The organism is Corynebacterium sp. UBA2622, assembly GCF_002339505.1.
Lineage (GTDB): Bacteria > Actinomycetota > Actinomycetes > Mycobacteriales > Mycobacteriaceae > Corynebacterium.
Genome location: NZ_DDJO01000002.1, coordinates 208,884 through 225,232, shown reverse-complemented (window position 1 = coordinate 225,232; position 16,349 = coordinate 208,884). Strand labels below are relative to the sequence as shown.

The window sequence follows — 16,349 nt, the reverse complement described above, 5'->3', positions numbered from 1 at the left end:
GGCTGGCGGGCTCGCGCTCTCCGCGACCACGGCGCTGGCTAATGACCCGGCCCTGCGCGGTGGTGCGGTGGCGCGCGAGGGGATCAGCCACGGTGCGAACCTCGCCTTCGCGGCGGAGGGGCTCCGTTTGCTGGCAAATTCGCAGCCACGCAGCGGGTTCCTGGCCGCCCTCACGCCCGCCGCGGCGGGCGTGGGCCAGCTGCTGCTGGCTGACGGGCTCCGCCGCTGACCCGGCCGGCGCTCATGTGAGGCCCGGGCATCACGACCCGGGCGTCAGCACCCGCGCCTCAGTACCTGTCCGCCAGCGTGGAGCGCACCGGCCGGGCGAGCTGGGTCATCTTGTTCCGCCCGCGCAGCTCAATGGACTTCATCAGCGTCCACCGCTGCTGCTCCACCTCGTTGGCCGCCTTCAGCGTCGCGGCGTTGGTGAGCACCTGGCCGGGGGTGTCCTTGGCCAGCTCGGTGAGCCGGGCGGCGGCGTTGACCGCGTCGCCGATGACGGTGTACTCGAAGCGGTCGGAGCCGCCGATGTGCCCGGCGACGACGTGGCCGGACGCGACACCGACACCCGCCTGCAGCTGCAGCCCGAGCATCTCCTCGCGCAGTTCGCGGGCGGCTTGGAGGGCGTGGGAGGTGGCGTCGTGAAGCGCGATGGGCGCGCCGAAGACCGCGAGAGCCGCGTCCCCCTCGAACTTGTTGATCACGCCCTTGTTGCGGTGGACGACCTCGACGACGATCTCGAAGAAGTCGTTGAGGGCCTGCACCACCTCCTCCGGTGTGTGGTCCACGGCGAAGGTGGTGGAGCCGATCACATCGACGAAAACGACGGCGACCTTGCGGTCCTCCCCGCCGAGCTCGGGTTTTTCCTCGAGGGCCTTCTGTGCGACCTCGATGCCCACGTAGCGGCCGAAGATGTCGCGGACGCGCTGGCGCTCGTTGAGCCCGCGCATCATCTCGTTGAAGCCGGCCTGCAGCACGCCGATCTCGGAGCCGTCGTAGATGTCCACCTGCGTGTCGGATTCGCCGCGGCGCACCCGGTTGATGGCGGCCTGGAGCTCCTTGATCGGGTCGACCACGCTCATGATGGCGAAGGTGGTGCCGACGACCCCGGTGACCAGCGCCGTCACCGCCAGCGCGGCGACGGCGGGCATGAGGTCGCCCGGGGCGTCGGAGAAGAAACCGCGGCGCTGTCCCCAGAACAGGAGGAGCATGCCCGCCAGGGGGAATCCGGTGGTGGTGAACCAGGTGAAGAAGAGCCGGCGGGCAATGGGCGGCTCCAGGGTGGAGTCCTCGAAGCGCCGGGCCAGGGCGCTGGCGGCGATCGGGCGCACGAGACGGGCTGCCTGGACGTAGGTGAGGATGGCCGCAACCATGCAGGCCATGAGGGTGGAGATCACCACCACGATGGTGAGCCGCGATCCCGCGCGCGAGGCGGTGAACCCGGCGATGGCGATGCCGATCAGCCACACCACCACCACGACACCGGTCTGCAGCGCCGGGAGGCGCATCACCCGGTTGCGCACCATGTTCGGGTCGTGGCGCTCGGGGTTGCGCTGCCAGTCCAGCACGGGGCGGAACAGCAGGAAGGTGACCACCACGCCGATGACCACGGCGAAGATGAAGTAGGCGACCCCGACAAAGCCCATCCCGTTGTCGGCGAGGGAGAGCGTTTCCACTTCGGGCACCGGGATGAGGTAGCGGATGAAGGCCATGATGGCGATCGCACCGAAGACGTTCGTTCCCAGAACCGTGGCGGCGTAGAGGGGCCACGAGGTTCCCCACAGCCACTTCACGCCGCGCCAGATTCTGTCCATGGTCACCCACTCTAATGGGATGGTTCCCGCCGCGGGCGAACAAGTAGTCTGTCTGGTGTGACGTACAGGAGCGTGAGCGAGAGGCTCGCCGACACCCCGCGCGTGCGCGACACGATCATGGCTGCGGCCGCCGCCGCCCGCGGTATCGGCGACCCGCGGGCGATGACCCATTCCTGGCTCTTCACCGGCCCCCCGGGCGCCGGACGTTCCACCACGGCGGTCGCCTTCGCCGCCGCGCTCGTGTGCACCGACCCCGACGAGATCGGCTGCGGGCGGTGCAAGAGCTGCCTCGACGCCTTTGCGGACTCCCACACCGACATCGTTCACGTGGTGCCCAAGGAGCTCGCGATCCACGTCGAGGCAATGCGCGACATCGTCCACCAGGCCGCCCGCCTGCCCACGGTGGCGGACTGGCGCGTCATCATCATCGACGACGCCGACCGCTTCACCGAGCAGGCCGCCGACGCCTTCCTCAAGACGGTGGAGGAGCCACCGGCCAGGACCGTCATCATCCTCTCGGCACCCTCGACCGACCCCGAGGACTTCTCCCAGACCCTGCGCTCGCGCTGCCGCCACCTTTACATCCCCGCGCCCTCCTCCGGGGAGATCGTCCGCATCCTCACGGAGGAGGAGGGGGCATCGCTTAACGACGCCCAACTCGCCGCCGCCACCTCCCTGCGCCACATCGGCCGCGCCCGCCTCCTGGTGAAGAACCGGGACGTGCAGGCCCGCCGCGCCCAGGCCATCAACCTGGCGGAGCTGGTCTTCCACGGCGACCAGGCTTTCCAGGCCGTGGGCACGCTCATCGCGGCGGCGAAGAAGGAATCCGTCTCGGCCTACGCCGCGGAGGACCAGCGTGAGCGCGACGCGTTGGCGCAGTCCCTGGGCGTCGGTGCAAAGGGGAAGGGTGCGGCCAAGGCCCTGAGGGGAAGTGAGGCGTCGATAAGCGAGCTGGAGACCCGCCAGAAGAAGCGCGGCACCCGGCGCAACCGTGACGTGCTCGATCTGACCCTGGTGGACCTCGCCGGCGTGTACCGCGACGCGATGGTGATCAGGAGCGGGGCCGGAGTGGCCCTGACGCACCCGGACTTCGAGGGGTTGAGCGCGGAGATAGCCGGGCGGGTGAGCCTGGAGGGGCTGGTGGCGTGCCAGGACGCGATCGGGAAATGCCGCGAGAGCCTGGACCAGAACGTCCAGCCGACCATCGCGTTCAACGGGATGATCGGGCGGATCCGCAAAGCCTGCAACGTGAAGTAACCAGCGGGTTTAACGGAAAAGCGGCGGCTGCGGTAATCTATGGCGCGGAATGCGCTGCGCTCGCGGCGCGTCCGGCCACCTTAGCTCAGTCGGTAGAGCATCTCACTCGTAATGAGAAGGTCGCGAGTTCGATTCTCGCAGGTGGCTCAACTAAAACCCCTGGGCAACGTGCTGGCCGCCCGGGGGATTTCTCATGCCCGGGGCGCCTCTGCGGTGTCAGCGGCCTCACGCTCCGCGATGCGTGCCAGCGGGCCGGAGAGCAGCGTGGTGGCCGCGATGGTCACCAGGGCGCCAAGCAGGATGGCGGTGTCCTCACCGGGGGCGAGGAGGTGCAGCTGCGTGCCGGTGGTCGCCGCCGCCACCGGGACCCCGAGCTGGGCCGCGGTGGTCAGGGCCACCGGCAGGGGCTGGCGGGTGAGCGCCATGAGCCCGTGTGCCAGCAGGGCGCAGCCGCCGAGGGTGAGGCCGAGGAGAACGGCGCCCGGGTGTGTGACGAGGTCACGCAGGTTGAGCGAGGCGCCCAGCCAGACGAAGAAGATCGGGGCGAAGAAGCCCTCCGAGAGGGCGAAGACCTGCTTGGCCAGCCTGCGGGGTGTGCCGATAGCCGCCACCGCGATGCCGAACGAGAAGCCCGCCAGCATCACCGAGACGTGCGTGAGCTGCGCCAGCGCGGCCAGGCCGAAGAGAATGGCCAGGCTGAGCCGCAGCTCGATGGCGAGGCCGCGGTCCTCCGAGACGCGGTGCACGCGCCTGCGGTAGCCGTGGGACTCCGTGTAGTTGAGGAAGAAGTAGACGGCCACCGCCGCCGCGAGAACCGCAGCGGCGCCGAGGGAGGCGCGCACCACGTGGGCCGGGTCGATGACGAAGGGCAGGGCGACGATGCTGGCCGCGTCGGCGAGGGCGAGCTGGGGGAGCATCGACACCATCGATCGCCCCGACAGCGGGGCGCCGTCGAGCGCCGGCATGACCAGCGACGCCGAGGAGCTGGCCATCAGGACCGCGTAGAGCGCAGCGTGCGGGGTGTGGAAGACGTGGGCCGCCACCATGGCGAGGGGGACGGACAGCGCCGCAACCCCCAGGGCGCGGGCGACACCCTTGGCCGCCCCGGTGCGCAGCGCGGGGTCGCGGACGGGGACGTGGCTGCCCGCGATGAACATCACCAGGGCGAAACCGATTTCGGCGAGGAAGCCGAATGTGGGGTCGGCCGAGTCGAGGACGCGGAACCCCGTCGCGCCCAGGACGAGGCCGACGAGCAGTTCGCCTATCACGACGGGCACGCGCGCCGCGCGCGACAGCGCGAGCGCCGGCCCTAGCAGCGCGACCAGGCAGATCAGGGAAAGCTGCGCGAAGTTCACGGTCGGGCCCTAGCCGGCGGCGGGGTGGTCGACGATCCGGGCGGGGACGTCCACGTTCTCATCGGTGTGGTAGCTCGCACACACGCGGTGGTAACCGTCGGCGATCTGGGCGGGCAGTCCGCGTGCGAGGTCGCCGCGGACGATGAGCACGGGGCTCAAGTCGCGCCCCTTGGCGATCTTGTCCAGGTCGCGTGCGACGTGCTCGTTGTCGGCCGGCAGAAGGGGCAGCTGCGCGGCGCGCAGGACGTCCTTGGCCTTGTGCAGGGTGATGGGGGCCTCGCGCAGGGCCGCGACGGTGGAGTCGACGAGCTGTGCGGGGGCGACCAGGGAGAGGTAGGAGGCGGCCGCCGGGTAGTCGTGCTCCTCCGGGGCGTCCTTCCAGCGGACTGCGGCGGGTTTCGTGGTGCCGGGCATGGCCGTAGAGCCTACGCCTGCGGCGCGCCGGCCAACACGGGGCGTTTCCTGGGAAAGAGCAAAGGTACTTGACTTCAGTTCATCTGAATTTTAAGTTAGGCATGTCTAAAATTCATTGGGAGACACGGAGGGGAGCGCGCATGGCAACGGCGGGGGCGGCGAAAAAGGGAACCGGCGCTCGCCGCGGCCTGCTCGCCCTCCTCGGACCGGCCTTCGTTGCCTCCATCGCCTACGTCGACCCGGGCAACGTGGCGGCCAACCTGTCGGCGGGTGCGGAGTACGGCTACCTGCTCGTCTGGGTTCTCGTCGCGGCCAACCTCATGGCGGTACTCGTGCAGTACCTCTCCGGCAAGCTCGGCCTGGTCACCGGCCGCAGCCTCCCGGAGCTGCTCGGAGAGCGGCTCGGGCGCCGGGCGCGCCTGGCGTACTGGGCGCAGGCGGAACTCGTCGCCGTGGCCACCGACATCGCGGAGGCCGTCGGCGGCGCCTTGGCCCTCCACATTCTCTTCGGGCTGCCGCTGCTCCCCGGGGGTCTGCTCACCGGTGTCGTTTCCCTGTTGCTGCTGGCCGTGCGTAACCGCCGCGGCCAGCGGGCCTTCGAGCACGTGGTGGAGCTGTTCCTGTTCGTCATCACCATCGGGTTCGTCTCCGGCCTGGCCGTCGCGCACGTCGATTGGCAGGCCACCGCCGCCGGGATTGTTCCGCGCCTGCAGGGGCAGTCCTCCCTTCTGCTCGCCACCGGCATGCTGGGTGCCACCGTGATGCCGCACGCCATCTACCTGCACTCCAGCCTTTCCCGCGACCGCCACGGCACCGGCCATGACGCACCCGCGGTGGGTCGTCTCCTGCGCGCCCACCGCATTGACGTGGTGCTCGCCCTCGTCGTGGCCGGCTCGGTCAACATCGCCATGCTCCTCCTCGCCGCCGCGGGGCTGCAGGGCGTGACGGGCACCGACTCGATCGAGGGTGCCCACGCCGCCGTCGCGGCAGCCTTCGGCCCCGTTGTCGGGGTGCTGTTCGGCGTGGGGCTGCTGGCGTCGGGCCTCGCGTCGAGTTCGGTGGGTTGCTACGCCGGGGAGGCGGTGATGAGCGGCCTGCTGCGCATCCGCATGCCCATGCTGGCGCGGCGCGGCCTCACCCTCATCCCGGCTCTGATCCTGCTTGCCGCCGGCGTGGAACCCACCCCGGCGCTGGTTCTCAGCCAGGTGGTGCTCAGCTTCGGCATCCCGTTCGCCCTCGTCCCGCTCGTCCGGCTCACCTCGGACCGCGGCCTGATGGGCGGATTCGTCAACCGGCCGTGGGTCGCCGCCGCCGGGTGGGTCGTGGCGGTGGTGGTCACGCTCCTCAACGTGGTGCTCATCGGGATTACGCTGGCGGGAGGTTAGGCCCCGCTACCGCCGCGCGCCTGTACCCTGGCTGGGAAAGCGGCGTTCCCGCGGGGCGGGCGCGCCGGGCGGGACCGAGAGGAGAGGACGGTGCCATGGCCGCGCGCGGACGGGACGATGCCGAGGGTTCCACGCTCAGCGTGGCGGCGGAGGACCACCTCAAGGAGATCTACAAGGCCACGGAGTGGGGTGCCGGCGGGGTGAGCACATCCGAGCTCGCCCGGGTGCTGGGCACCACCCCGGCCTCGGTCTCCGACATGGTCAAACGCCTCGGCGCGCGCGGTCTGGTCGACCACCGCCCGTACCGGCCCGTGCGCCTCACGGATGCCGGGCGCGAGGCGGCCGTGCGGGTCGTGCGCCGCCACCGGCTGCTGGAGACCTTCCTCGTCGCCGAGCTCGGTTACTCCTGGGACGAGGTGCACGACGAGGCCGAGGCCCTGGAACACTGGGTCTCCGAGCGGCTGCTCGAGCGCATCGACGCCAAACTCGGTCGCCCCGGCACCGACCCGCACGGCGACCCGATCCCGCGGGCGGACGGGAGCGTGGACGCGCAGCCCGGACTCATCCCCCTGGGTGAGGCTGGCGAAGGTGAGTACGAGGTCGCGAGGCTTTCCGACGGCGACCCCGACCTCCTGGTCTTCTGCGCCAGGCGGGGGCTCACCCCCGGGGCCCGCGTCCGCCTGGCGGGGCGGGAGGCGGTGGCCGGAACGGTCACGCTCGAACCCGACGGCGGAACACCCGTCGTGGTGGGGGAGGGTCTCGCGGGGGCGGTCCACCTGCGCCCGGTGCGGCGCTGACGGGGCGTCGTCAGGCGTCTAGCGCTTCTTCAGTCGGTAGTACACCTGGCGCCGCACGTGGGCGACGACCTCGCCGTCCTCGTTGCGCACGTCCGTTTCGAACCAGTGGAGGTACTTCTCCCCGCCGGCGGTCTTTTCGCGGATGAGGTCGTAGGTCTCGTCCGGGATCTCCATGGTGGCCGTGATGCGGCCCTTGCCGGGTTTGAGGAACTTCACCTCGCCCGCCACGTCCCACACCGCGTAGTCCCGGCCGAGCCGGGCCATGGAGGCGAGCATGAAGAAGGGATCCGTCATCGCCATGATGGTGCCGCCGAAGACGGTGCCCACGGCGTTCTGGTTCAGCTTGTTCAGCTTGTGCGTGACGACGACCCGGGAACCGTCGTCGGCGAACTCCTTGACGCGGATCCCGGCGCCCAGGAACGGCGGCCAGAGGAACATGTAGCGGCGCAGGAGCGCGGGGGTGAATTTCATTGGGCCTCCTCGAAGGGTACGTTTCCGTAGCGATCCTACGTGACGCACGCCACAGGCGGGCCCGTCAGTCCTCCCGCGTCGAGGGCGGGAGGTGGCGGGCAGCCACCTTCCCCGTCGCGTTGCGGGGGAGGCGGTCGATGAAGTTGACGTCGCGGGGAATGGAGTGGTCGGCCAGCTTCTCGCGCACCCATTCGCGGATGGCGTCCGCCGTCAGGGCACGGCCCGGTTCGTCGTCGCTGCGCACGACCCACACGGCGACGCGCTTGAACGTCTCCTCGTCGTCGACGCCGCCCGCGTGCAGCTCGTCGATGCCGGGCATGCGCTCGAGCACCTCTGTGACGGACTGCGGGTGGACGTTCTCCCCGCCGACGATGATCATGTCGTCGTTGCGGGAGAGGACGTGCAGGTGGCCGTGCTCGTCGAAGAACCCGAGGTCGCCGATCTCCACGAGGCCGTCAATGGTGACGATCTCCGTCTCGGGGTTGGAGTAACCGGACAACGCGGTCTCGTTGTTGAGGAAGATCCGCCCGACCTCGCCCTGGGGCACTTCGTTGCCGTCGTCGTCGTAGAGCCGGAGGATCGTGCCCGGGGGAATCTTCCCCGCGACGGTCGGGTGTTTCGCGATCATTTCGGCGTCCGCGCACGCGGCCAGCGCAAGCTCCGTGGAGCCGTAGTAGTTGGCCAGGATGGCGCCGAAGCGCCGGTGTGTGCGCTCGACGAGGAGCGGGGTCAGGGCGTTGCCCGCGGAGGCGATGAATTTCAGCGTGGAGGCGTCCCACTTCGCGTTGTCGGGGAGGTCCAGCATCTGCTTGAAGAAGATGGGTGAGGACAAAAGGCCGTCGCAGCGGAAGTTCTGGATCTGGCGGAAGACGTTCTCCGGGTCGAAGATGCGCTGGGTGACCACGGTGTTGCGGGTGGCGAAGGCGATGTTGACGGCCGACCAGCCCCAGGTGTGGAACATTGAGGCGGTGATCTGCACTGTCATGCCGACGCGCCACGGTACCGTCTCCAGGTAGCCGCCCACCACGAACGGGAGCTTCGGCTCGGGTCGCAGGATGCCCTTCGGAATACCCGAGGTGCCTGAGGACATGAGCACGATGTTGCCGTGCCGCGGGAAGACCGGGAGGGAGGGCAGGCCGGCGGTGCCCGCCAGGATGATCCCGCGCGTCGTTGTCTCGTCGCCGTGCTCGCGGGAGGTGTGCGCCCAGATCACGGTGACCCCCTCCAAGCCCTCCGGGATGCGGTCGGCGAACTCGTCGTCGAGGAAGAGGACGTTGATCCGGTTCTCCGCGATGATCCCCTCGAGCTGCTCGGGGGAGGACCCGACGTTGAGAAGGAAGAGCTCGGCCCCGGCATAACCCTTCGCTGTCATGGGGATGATGATGCCCCGTCCGTTGCGCGCCATCACGCCGATGCGCAGCGCGTCCAGGCCGCGGTCGTCCCTCAGCTTCAGCAGCCACCGGGCGACGGTGGTGCACTGGTCCGCGAGCTGGCGGTAGGTCAGCACCCCGTCATCGTCGATCAGGGCGGTGCGCTCCGGGGCGGTGTGGACGGCCTGCTCGACCTCGCGGGCGGTGGTGAAGCGGTAGCGCGCCAGGGTCGGGGCGAGCGAGACGGCGGACTTCGGGTTGCCCTCGGGGCTGAGGATGCCGGCTCGGCTGACCGCGGCGACGAACTTGGCCAGGGAGGACGCGGTAAAGGCCGCACGCTGCAGGGGGTTCAAAGGCGGCATGGGGTTCCTTACTCCGCGGCGGACACGCGGGGATGGGGGAGGGGCATCACGGGTAGATCGTTTCGACGAGGAAAATCATTTCGTTTTGTCAACCAGAGTTACTGATGGTACTAATGTGACGTAAGTGGCGCAATATCGGCTCGCTTGCTGTGGCCGAACGTCGTCGCGTGTGACAAACTGTGCAACAAACCTTTGGACACTTCTGGCTGTCCGCTGCCAATCGGCTGTCTGAGAGAAAGCAACAAGAGGACCAAGACCATGACCGTTTCCCGGACCGTTACCCGCCTGCGCCGCAAGGCCGCGGCCGTCAGCGCGGTTGCACTGGCCGCCGCTTCGTTCTTCGCGGCCCCCTCCGCCGACGCGCAGGACCGCAACATGGTCATCTTCGGCGACTCCGTCATCGCCGACCCCAACGCCCCCCAGTGGGCGGCCGGCAAGCTCGGGTTGGACCCGCGCGGGCCCTCCAACGTTAACGTCTGGTGCCCGCAGAGCCCCACCAACTGGGGCCGCCAGGCGGCCGCCAAGCTGGGCCTCCAGCCGTGGGATTACTCCTGCACGGGCACCACGACCATCTCCCAGGGGCCGCAGCTGTTCTCCCAGGTCGATCGGGCGCTGCGCGACGGCGGCCTGAACCCCGGCACGGCGCGCGTGATCATCTCGACCGGCTTCAACGATACGTACAACAACGATTCGCGCCCCGACGCCGACGTGCGCCGCGACTTCGTCAACTACATGCGCCCCCAGATCGACCGGATCCGCGCCGCCGCCCCGAACGCCCGCATCCAGTTCGTCGGCTACCCCAAGATCACCGCCGGTGACCGCGTCTGCCTCTTCCACGTCGCCCCGAACGCCTCGGACTGGACCCCCTTCCCGCAGGTGCAGAAGTGGGAGAACCAGGCCCAGTGGATGCAGGTTGACGCGGCCAACGCCACGGGTGCGGAATTCCTGGACCTCAAGCCCTCCACCGAGGGAAACAACATGTGCGCGCCCGACAGCCAGCGCATGTGGGCCGGCCTGGTTGATTTCTACGGCGGAGCAGGCAACCTTCCGATCCACGTCAACCAGCGCGGCCACGAGCACGTGGGCAACGTGATCGCCGCTTCGTAGAGTCGGGGAACTCCACTACCCTCGGGCACATGAGTGAAACAGTTTCCGCAGTCATTGCCCGCGAAAAAGGGGCCCCGGTCGAGGTTGCAACAATCCGCATCCCCGACCCGGGCCCCAACGACGTCGTGGTGAAGGTGCAGGCCACCGGGGTGTGCCACACCGACCTCGCCTACCGCGACGGTGACATCGCCGACGACTTCCCCTTCCTCCTCGGCCACGAGTCGGCCGGCACCGTCGAACGCGTCGGTGAGGCCGTCACCCACGTCCGCCCCGGTGACTTCGTCGTCCTCAACTGGCGCGCCGTGTGTGGCGAGTGCCGCGCTTGCCGCCGGGGGGACACGAAGAACTGTTTCAACACGCACAACGCCTCCCGGTCCATGACGCTCGGCGACGGCACGCCGCTCACCGCGGCTCTCGGGATCGGCTCCTTCGCCGAGAAGACCCTCGTGCACGAGAAGCAGTGCACCAGGGTCAACCCGGACGAGGATCCCGCCGCCGCCGGTCTGCTCGGGTGCGGCATCATGGCAGGCCTCGGGGCAGCCGTGAACACCGGTGCCGTCACCTACGGCGAGTCCGTCGCCGTCTTCGGTCTCGGGGGAGTCGGCCTCGCCGCCGTGGCGGGCGCGAAGCTCGCGGGTGCCTCGACGATCATCGCGGTGGACGTCGACAAGCGGAAGTGCGAGGCCGCCGAGGCCACCTTCGGTGCCACCCACTCCATCGCCTCCCGCGACATGGGGGAGGAGGAGGTCATCGACGCCGTGCGAGGGCTGACAGACGGCTTCGGGGTGGATGTCGCCATCGACGCCGTGGGCATCCAGCCCACCTGGCGCCAGGCCTTCTACTCGCGCGATTTCGCCGGGCGCATGGTCATGGTCGGAGTGCCCAACATGACCGACCACATCGACATCCCGGCCATCGACGTTTACGGCCGTGGCGGATCCATCAAGCCCGCCTGGTACGGCGACTGCCTGCCCGAGCGGGACTTTCCCGCCTACGTGGACCTGCACCTGCAGGGCCGCTTCCCGCTCGGCGAGTTCGTCTCCGAGCGCATCGGAATCGGGGACGTGGAGTCGGCCTTCCGGAAGATGAAGCGCGGCGACGTGCTGCGAAGCGTGGTGGAGTTCTGACCATGGCTTTCTCCATCGACAACGTCGTCACCTCCGGAGTGTTCCGCCTCGACGGCGGTGAATGGGACGTGGACAACAACGTCTGGATCGTCGGAGACGAGCGGGAGGTGTACATCATCGACGCCGCCCACGACGCCCGCGCCATCGCCCGGGCGGTGGGGGATCGCAGGGTCAGGGGCATCATCGCCACACACGGCCACAACGATCACGTCGACGCCGCCCCCGAGCTGAGCACGCTTGTCGACGCCCCCGTCTACCTCCACCCCGGGGACCACATGCTCTGGGCGGACGAGAACCCGGACAGCCCCTACGAGCCGATGGAGGACGGCCACGTCTTCCACATTGCCGGGACCGACATGAAGGTCCTTTCCACCCCGGGGCACTCGCCCGGCTCCGTGGTGCTCCACGTTCCCGAGGCGGACGAGCTCTTTTCCGGCGACACCCTCTTCCAGGGCGGGCCGGGGGCGACGGGGCGGTCCTACTCGTCCTTCGACACCATCATCGAGTCCCTGCAGAAGCGGGTGCTGGATCTACCGGCGCACACGACGGTGCGCACCGGGCACGGCGACCACACCACCATCGGGGAGGAAGCGCCCCACCTGGAGGAGTGGATCCGCCGGGGGCACTAGGGCCCTGAAGCACCTCCACGGGGGCGCTAGTTCCTGTCGGGTAGGACCGCGTTCTGCAACGCCACGGCGCGCGCCAGGCGGGCGTAGCGCAGCTCCTGCTCCCGGAAGCGCGTCCACGTGGACAGGGTGGTGAAGAAGAACACCATGATGAGCACGTAGAGCATGAGATCGGTGCCGCGGTCCACGCCCAGCCAGTTCGCCAACACAGTGACGTCGTCGGGGCGGAGGATCGCCCACCCGGCGGCGAGGATGAGGCCGACGAAGCCGATCTTCACCCACGCCTTCGCGTTGGCCTTGCGACGGTTGGTGAAGAAGTACACGGCGAGGAGCACCGCCGCAAGGATGAGTAGAACCTGGATCACGGAAGCCTCCTCGCAACAATGGCGTCGGCCAGAATGTTCACGCCGTTAATCAGCGACTGCCCCTTGCTCATCGAGTACTCCGTGTAGAGGACATCGACGGGTTCCTCGGCCACGCGCCAGGGGTGGGAGTCGATCATGGCGACGATTTCCGAGGCGTGGGACATACCGTTCATGCGGATGTCCATCTCGTCGGCCACCTTTTTGTTGAAGACCCGGAGGCCGTTGTGGGCGTCTGTTAGCCCCAGCCGCCGGGTGCGCGGGGAGAGCAGGACCACGGTCTTCAGCACGAACCGCTTGATCCAGGGCACCTGGGTGTTCTCCTGGCCGGCAAACCGGGTCCCCACGACGATGTCGAGGGGCTCCGTGCGCACGCGGTCGACCATCTTCACGACATCCTTGACCTGGTGCTGGCCGTCGGCATCGAAGGTGGCGAAGTAGCGCGCTCCCGGCTGGGAGCGGGCGTACTCCACACCCGTCTGGATGGCGGCCCCCTGGCCGAGGTTGACGGGGTGGTTCACCAGATGCGCCCCCGCCGCGTGGATTGCGTCGGCGGAATTGTCCTTGGAGCCGTCGTTGACCGCCACGATGTTCGGGAACGTTTCGCGGGCGTGCTCAATGACGGACTGGATCACTTGCCCCTCGTTGTAACAGGGGATGACCAGCCAGGTGTCGAGGTAATCCTGTTTCGCGTCCATGTCTGGGTTCAGGTTACCCCCTGCGGTGGAAGAGTTTGGAGTACGCGCGAGTCAGGAGAGCTGGAGGTAGCAGACGATAGGCCGTCCGCAGGGCTAAGTTTGCTTTAGCCCTCCAGGGCCCAATCAAACCGTATTCGACAAGATTGGCTTGCATTTTCCGCTCGGCGGCAAACATCTCACGCCCAGTGCGCCGTTCGAACTGGGCTGGATTGACCCGAAAAAACGTCAGAGCCTGTGGGAGATTTTGAAGGCTCCATCCATGGGCAATCATCCGGGCGTAGAGATCATAATCCTCCATAAAGTGAATGTTCCTGTAACCGCCCGACTCCCGAACAGCCCGGGTTCTCAACATCACCGAGGGATTATTAATGGGAGAATTAATTCTCGCGTATTTTTCGGGATTCCCCGGAAGACAGCGGATTTTCCCGCCGTCGCCCGGGTTTTGGGAAAATTCTTCCACCGCGGTGCCTACGGCGCCAATATGGGGATGCCGTTCCAAGAAATCCAGCTGAATGGCGAAACGGTCCGGTTTTGCGGCGTCATCGCTATCCAATCGTGCTACGTATTCCGCATCTATCGAATCCATACCTGCTTGCGAGGCGAGCCCTGAGCCCAAATTCATTTCCAGCTCCACGAGTCTCACCTGATGGTGCTCCGCAACCGCCCGCACTTCGGGGGATACCGGACCGTCAAATACCACCACAATCTCATCAGCGGGTCGAGTCTGATCGGCTAGCGATTGTAGGCATAATTCGAGTTCCCCGCCCGATGTACGGTGATAGGCGGTTACAAGAGCAACAAGTTTATGCACGGACCTGATACTAGCGCCACTAAAGAGTTTGCTCAGTCGCGGACGGCCTCAAGGAGGTAGCGCCCGTACCCCGATTTCAGCGTGGCCTCCCCCAAGGCCGTCAACGCCTCGCGGGAGATGAAACCCTCCCGGTAGGCGGCAACTTCCGGTGAGCCGATGACGGTGCCGGTGCGTTTCTGCATCACCTCGACGTAGGCGCTGGCCTCCGACATCGAGTCGATTGTCCCGGTGTCCAGCCAGACATCACCGCGCGGCAGGCGGTGCACCCGCAGGAGGCCCTGGCGCAGGTAGGCCTCGTTGACGCTGGTGATCTCCAGCTCGCCCCGTCGGCTGGGGGTGATACCCCGGGCGATGTCGACGACGGAGTTGTCGTAGAAGTACAGGCCCACCACGGCGTAGTTCGACTTCGGCTCGGCCGGTTTCTCCTCGATGGAGGTGACGGTCCCGTCCGGGTCGAAGTCCACCACGCCGTAGCGCTGCGGGTCGGACACCTCATACGCGAAGATCGCACCGCCCTCGACATCGCGCGTCTCCCCGAGCACGCGGCTGAGCTCGGCACCCTCGAAGATGTTGTCACCCAGGACGAGTGCCACGGAATCGTCACCGATGAAGTCCTCCCCGATGAGGAAGGCCTGGGCCAGGCCGTCCGGGGAGGGCTGCACCGCGTAATCCAGCATGACGCCGAACTGGGAGCCGTCGCCGAGGAGGCGTCGGAAAGCGTCCGCGTCCTTGGGGGTGGTGATGATGAGGATCTCCCGGATTCCCGCGCTGATCAGGGTGGTCAGCGGGTAGTAGATCATCGGCTTGTCGTAGATGGGCATGAGCTGCTTCGAGATGCCCTTGGTGATGGGGTAGAGCCTGGTGCCCGACCCGCCGGCCAGAATGATTCCCTTCACGGGTTCAGCCTACTGGTCCCGCGGCTCCAGCCCCGCGGCGCGCAGCGCCTCGCGGGCGCGCGGCTCGGCCTCGGCGCGCTCGGACGGGACGAGCCCGATGCGGGTGCGGCGGTCCAGGATGTCCGACACGGTGCGCGCACCCTCGTGGCTCACGGCGAATGCGAACCGGTCCTCCCCGGCGGCGGCCGGATCCTCCGGGCGGGCGGGGGCACCGATCAGCGGGGTGGACGCTGTGACGCAGGGGTCATCGGTGAGCAGGTCGACGGTCTGCTCGGCCATGAGTCGGTACTCGGTGAGCTTGCCGCCTGTGACGGTGATCAGGGGGCCGTCGCGGAGGATGACGTGCTCGCGGGAAAGGTCCGCCGTCTCCTTGTCTGCCCGCCCCTCCAGGGTGACCAGGGGGCGCAGGCCCGCGAAGGTCCCCAGCACGTCCGCGCGCGTGAGCTTCACCTTCAGTGCCTGGTTGACCACGTCGAGGATCCACTCCACGTCCGAGTCGGGCGCGGTGGGCTCGTCCTCCATCGGGGCGGGTTCATCGGTCAACCCGATGTAACAGCGTCCGAGCTGGGTGGGCAGGATGAAGCAGAAGCGGTTGACCGCGCCGGGCACGGGAACTGTCAGCGCGCCGGTGGGGTTGCCCAGGATGGAGGCGTCCACCACCAGGTGGGTTCCGCGCGAGGGGGTGACGGTGACACGCTCGTCGAGATCGCCGGCCCACACACCCGTCGCGTTGACCACGTTCCCGGCCCCCACTCCCAGCCCGCCCTCGAGCCTGACGTGCTGCTTGTCGACGCCCACGCAACCGCAGTGGGTGAGCACGTCCGCCCCGAACCCGGCGGCGGTGCGCGCCAGCGCGGTGACGAGGGCGGCGTCGTCCCGCAGTTGCCCGTCGTAGTTGAGGTAGCCGAAGAGGACGCTGCCGCGGTCCACCGCCGGGCAGAGCTCGGCGACCCGGTCCGCCGAAATGGTGCGCGAGCGCGGCAGGGTCGTGCCGCGGGTGCCCGCGGCTATGCGCAGCGCGTCGCCGGCGAGGAAGCCGAGACGCGGCAGCACGTTGTTGGCGGCGGAGAAGCTCCTCATCACGGGCACCACCTGACCCAGGGCGCGCGTCAGGTGCGGCGCGGTGACCTCCATGAGGATGCCGCGTTCGCGGGCGCTGCGTCGCGCAATGCCCACGTTCCCGCTGGCCAGGTACCGCAGCCCCCCGTGGGCCAGCTTCGAGGACCACCGGGATGTACCGAAGGCCAGGTCGTGCTTCTCCACCAGAAGCACGGACAGCCCCCGGGTGGCGGCGTCGAGGGCGACCCCCGCCCCCGTGACGCCCGCGCCGATCACGACGACGTCGTAACGTGCCCCCGCCGCGAGCTTGGCCAGCACCTTCTCCCGCGCAGCGGGCGAGAGGGCGGCGCGTTCGTAGCTGAAACCGTCGCCCCTGGTCATGTTGGCGAGCTGGGTGGCACTGGCGATGCGATTCATGCCTGCCCAGGGTAGTCACTG

The 16,349-nt window shown here is 68.4% G+C and carries 16 protein-coding genes, 1 tRNA gene and 1 pseudogene; 8 read left to right on the top strand and 10 right to left on the bottom strand.

The genetic code is table 11. The features are described 5' to 3' along the window. Nucleotides 1-229, top strand: a pseudogene (locus B3611_RS01640) (hypothetical protein); the annotation flags it as partial. 58 nt (nt 230-287) lie between these two features. On the opposite strand, the gene B3611_RS01635 reads toward B3611_RS01640, so the two are convergent. Then, nucleotides 288-1,814, bottom strand: coding sequence for an adenylate/guanylate cyclase domain-containing protein (locus B3611_RS01635; protein ID WP_291313335.1), 1,527 nt, complete (start codon nt 1,812-1,814; stop codon nt 288-290). Between the two features lie 57 nt (nt 1,815-1,871). Here B3611_RS01635 and B3611_RS01630 point away from each other — a divergent pair, with 57 nt between their 5' ends. Both B3611_RS01630 and B3611_RS01625 read left to right on the top strand, forming a co-directional pair. Continuing rightward, on the top strand, nt 1,872-3,071 hold the full coding sequence (locus tag B3611_RS01630; protein WP_291313334.1) for a DNA polymerase III subunit delta': 1,200 nt from the start codon (nt 1,872-1,874) through the stop codon (nt 3,069-3,071). A gap of 74 nt (nt 3,072-3,145) precedes the next feature. After that, nucleotides 3,146-3,218: transfer RNA gene (locus B3611_RS01625), tRNA-Thr, on the top strand. 44 nt (nt 3,219-3,262) lie between these two features. On the opposite strand, the gene B3611_RS01620 is transcribed toward B3611_RS01625, so the two are convergent. Continuing rightward, on the bottom strand, nt 3,263-4,426 hold the full coding sequence (locus B3611_RS01620; RefSeq protein WP_291313333.1) for a cation:proton antiporter: 1,164 nt from the start codon (nt 4,424-4,426) through the stop codon (nt 3,263-3,265). Between the two features lie 9 nt (nt 4,427-4,435). After that, entirely contained in the window at nt 4,436-4,840 is a 405-nt protein-coding gene (locus B3611_RS01615) for a hypothetical protein (RefSeq protein WP_291313332.1), read from the bottom strand. Nucleotides 4,841-4,980: 140 nt separating this feature from the next. Here B3611_RS01615 and B3611_RS01610 point away from each other — a divergent pair, with 140 nt between their 5' ends. Further along, nucleotides 4,981-6,225 carry an Nramp family divalent metal transporter gene (locus tag B3611_RS01610; RefSeq protein ID WP_291313331.1) on the top strand — a complete coding sequence of 415 codons (1,245 nt, stop codon included), beginning with the start codon at nt 4,981-4,983 and terminating at the stop codon, nt 6,223-6,225. 95 nt (nt 6,226-6,320) lie between these two features. Continuing rightward, nucleotides 6,321-7,022: a metal-dependent transcriptional regulator gene (locus B3611_RS01605; RefSeq protein ID WP_291313330.1), complete on the top strand. Its 702-nt coding sequence runs from the start codon at nt 6,321-6,323 to the stop codon at nt 7,020-7,022. Between the two features lie 18 nt (nt 7,023-7,040). Here the strand turns inward: B3611_RS01605 and B3611_RS01600 are convergent, their stop codons facing one another. Both B3611_RS01600 and B3611_RS01595 read right to left on the bottom strand, forming a co-directional pair. Then, a complete protein-coding gene (locus B3611_RS01600; RefSeq protein WP_291313329.1) occupies nt 7,041-7,493 on the bottom strand; it encodes a DUF4442 domain-containing protein in 453 nt (150 codons plus the stop codon). 64 nt (nt 7,494-7,557) lie between these two features. Further along, the gene (locus tag B3611_RS01595) at nt 7,558-9,225 is read right to left on the bottom strand and encodes an AMP-binding protein (RefSeq protein ID WP_291313328.1); all 1,668 of its coding nucleotides are present in this window, start codon (nt 9,223-9,225) and stop codon (nt 7,558-7,560) included. A gap of 258 nt (nt 9,226-9,483) precedes the next feature. On the opposite strand from B3611_RS01595, the gene B3611_RS01590 reads away from it, so the two are divergent. The 3 genes from B3611_RS01590 to B3611_RS01580 are packed head-to-tail and all read left to right on the top strand — an operon-like array spanning nt 9,484 to nt 12,088. Continuing rightward, nucleotides 9,484-10,332 carry a GDSL-type esterase/lipase family protein gene (locus B3611_RS01590; protein ID WP_291313327.1) on the top strand — a complete coding sequence of 283 codons (849 nt, stop codon included), beginning with the start codon at nt 9,484-9,486 and terminating at the stop codon, nt 10,330-10,332. Nucleotides 10,333-10,361: 29 nt separating this feature from the next. Further along, a complete protein-coding gene (locus tag B3611_RS01585; RefSeq protein WP_291313326.1) occupies nt 10,362-11,459 on the top strand; it encodes an S-(hydroxymethyl)mycothiol dehydrogenase in 1,098 nt (365 codons plus the stop codon). Nucleotides 11,460-11,461: 2 nt separating this feature from the next. Continuing rightward, a complete protein-coding gene (locus tag B3611_RS01580; RefSeq protein WP_291313325.1) occupies nt 11,462-12,088 on the top strand; it encodes an MBL fold metallo-hydrolase in 627 nt (208 codons plus the stop codon). A 26-nt stretch (nt 12,089-12,114) separates the two neighbouring features. On the opposite strand, the gene B3611_RS01575 is transcribed toward B3611_RS01580, so the two are convergent. From B3611_RS01575 to B3611_RS01555, 5 genes are read right to left on the bottom strand one after another with little or no spacing between them, the layout of a single operon-like run. After that, nucleotides 12,115-12,450 (bottom strand): DUF2304 domain-containing protein, encoded by a 336-nt coding sequence (locus B3611_RS01575; protein ID WP_291313324.1) that lies wholly within the window; start codon nt 12,448-12,450, stop codon nt 12,115-12,117. Beyond that, nucleotides 12,447-13,145, bottom strand: coding sequence for a glycosyltransferase family 2 protein (locus B3611_RS01570; protein WP_291313323.1), 699 nt, complete (start codon nt 13,143-13,145; stop codon nt 12,447-12,449). Before B3611_RS01570 ends, B3611_RS01575 begins: the two co-directional genes overlap by 4 nt. Before the next feature lie 13 nt (nt 13,146-13,158). Further along, the gene (locus tag B3611_RS01565) at nt 13,159-13,956 is read right to left on the bottom strand and encodes a glycosyltransferase (RefSeq protein WP_291313322.1); all 798 of its coding nucleotides are present in this window, start codon (nt 13,954-13,956) and stop codon (nt 13,159-13,161) included. 32 nt (nt 13,957-13,988) lie between these two features. Next, nucleotides 13,989-14,852 (bottom strand): glucose-1-phosphate thymidylyltransferase RfbA, encoded by an 864-nt coding sequence (gene rfbA, locus B3611_RS01560; RefSeq protein ID WP_291313321.1) that lies wholly within the window; start codon nt 14,850-14,852, stop codon nt 13,989-13,991. A 9-nt stretch (nt 14,853-14,861) separates the two neighbouring features. Beyond that, nucleotides 14,862-16,292 (bottom strand): glycerol-3-phosphate dehydrogenase/oxidase, encoded by a 1,431-nt coding sequence (locus B3611_RS01555; protein WP_291313345.1) that lies wholly within the window; start codon nt 16,290-16,292, stop codon nt 14,862-14,864. Between the last annotated feature and the right edge of the window lie 57 nt (nt 16,293-16,349).

Coding starts and splice junctions, on each gene's coding strand:
- B3611_RS01635 (WP_291313335.1), bottom strand. CDS start 1,814: ATGGACAGAATCTGGCGCGGCGTGAAGTGGCTGTGGGGAACCTCGTGG.
- B3611_RS01615 (WP_291313332.1), bottom strand. CDS start 4,840: ATGCCCGGCACCACGAAACCCGCCGCAGTCCGCTGGAAGGACGCCCCG.
- B3611_RS01610 (WP_291313331.1), top strand. CDS start 4,981: ATGGCAACGGCGGGGGCGGCGAAAAAGGGAACCGGCGCTCGCCGCGGC.
- B3611_RS01605 (WP_291313330.1), top strand. CDS start 6,321: ATGGCCGCGCGCGGACGGGACGATGCCGAGGGTTCCACGCTCAGCGTG.
- B3611_RS01600 (WP_291313329.1), bottom strand. CDS start 7,493: ATGAAATTCACCCCCGCGCTCCTGCGCCGCTACATGTTCCTCTGGCCG.
- B3611_RS01595 (WP_291313328.1), bottom strand. CDS start 9,225: ATGCCGCCTTTGAACCCCCTGCAGCGTGCGGCCTTTACCGCGTCCTCC.
- B3611_RS01590 (WP_291313327.1), top strand. CDS start 9,484: ATGACCGTTTCCCGGACCGTTACCCGCCTGCGCCGCAAGGCCGCGGCC.
- B3611_RS01585 (WP_291313326.1), top strand. CDS start 10,362: ATGAGTGAAACAGTTTCCGCAGTCATTGCCCGCGAAAAAGGGGCCCCG.
- B3611_RS01580 (WP_291313325.1), top strand. CDS start 11,462: ATGGCTTTCTCCATCGACAACGTCGTCACCTCCGGAGTGTTCCGCCTC.
- B3611_RS01570 (WP_291313323.1), bottom strand. CDS start 13,145: ATGGACGCGAAACAGGATTACCTCGACACCTGGCTGGTCATCCCCTGT.
- B3611_RS01555 (WP_291313345.1), bottom strand. CDS start 16,292: ATGACCAGGGGCGACGGTTTCAGCTACGAACGCGCCGCCCTCTCGCCC.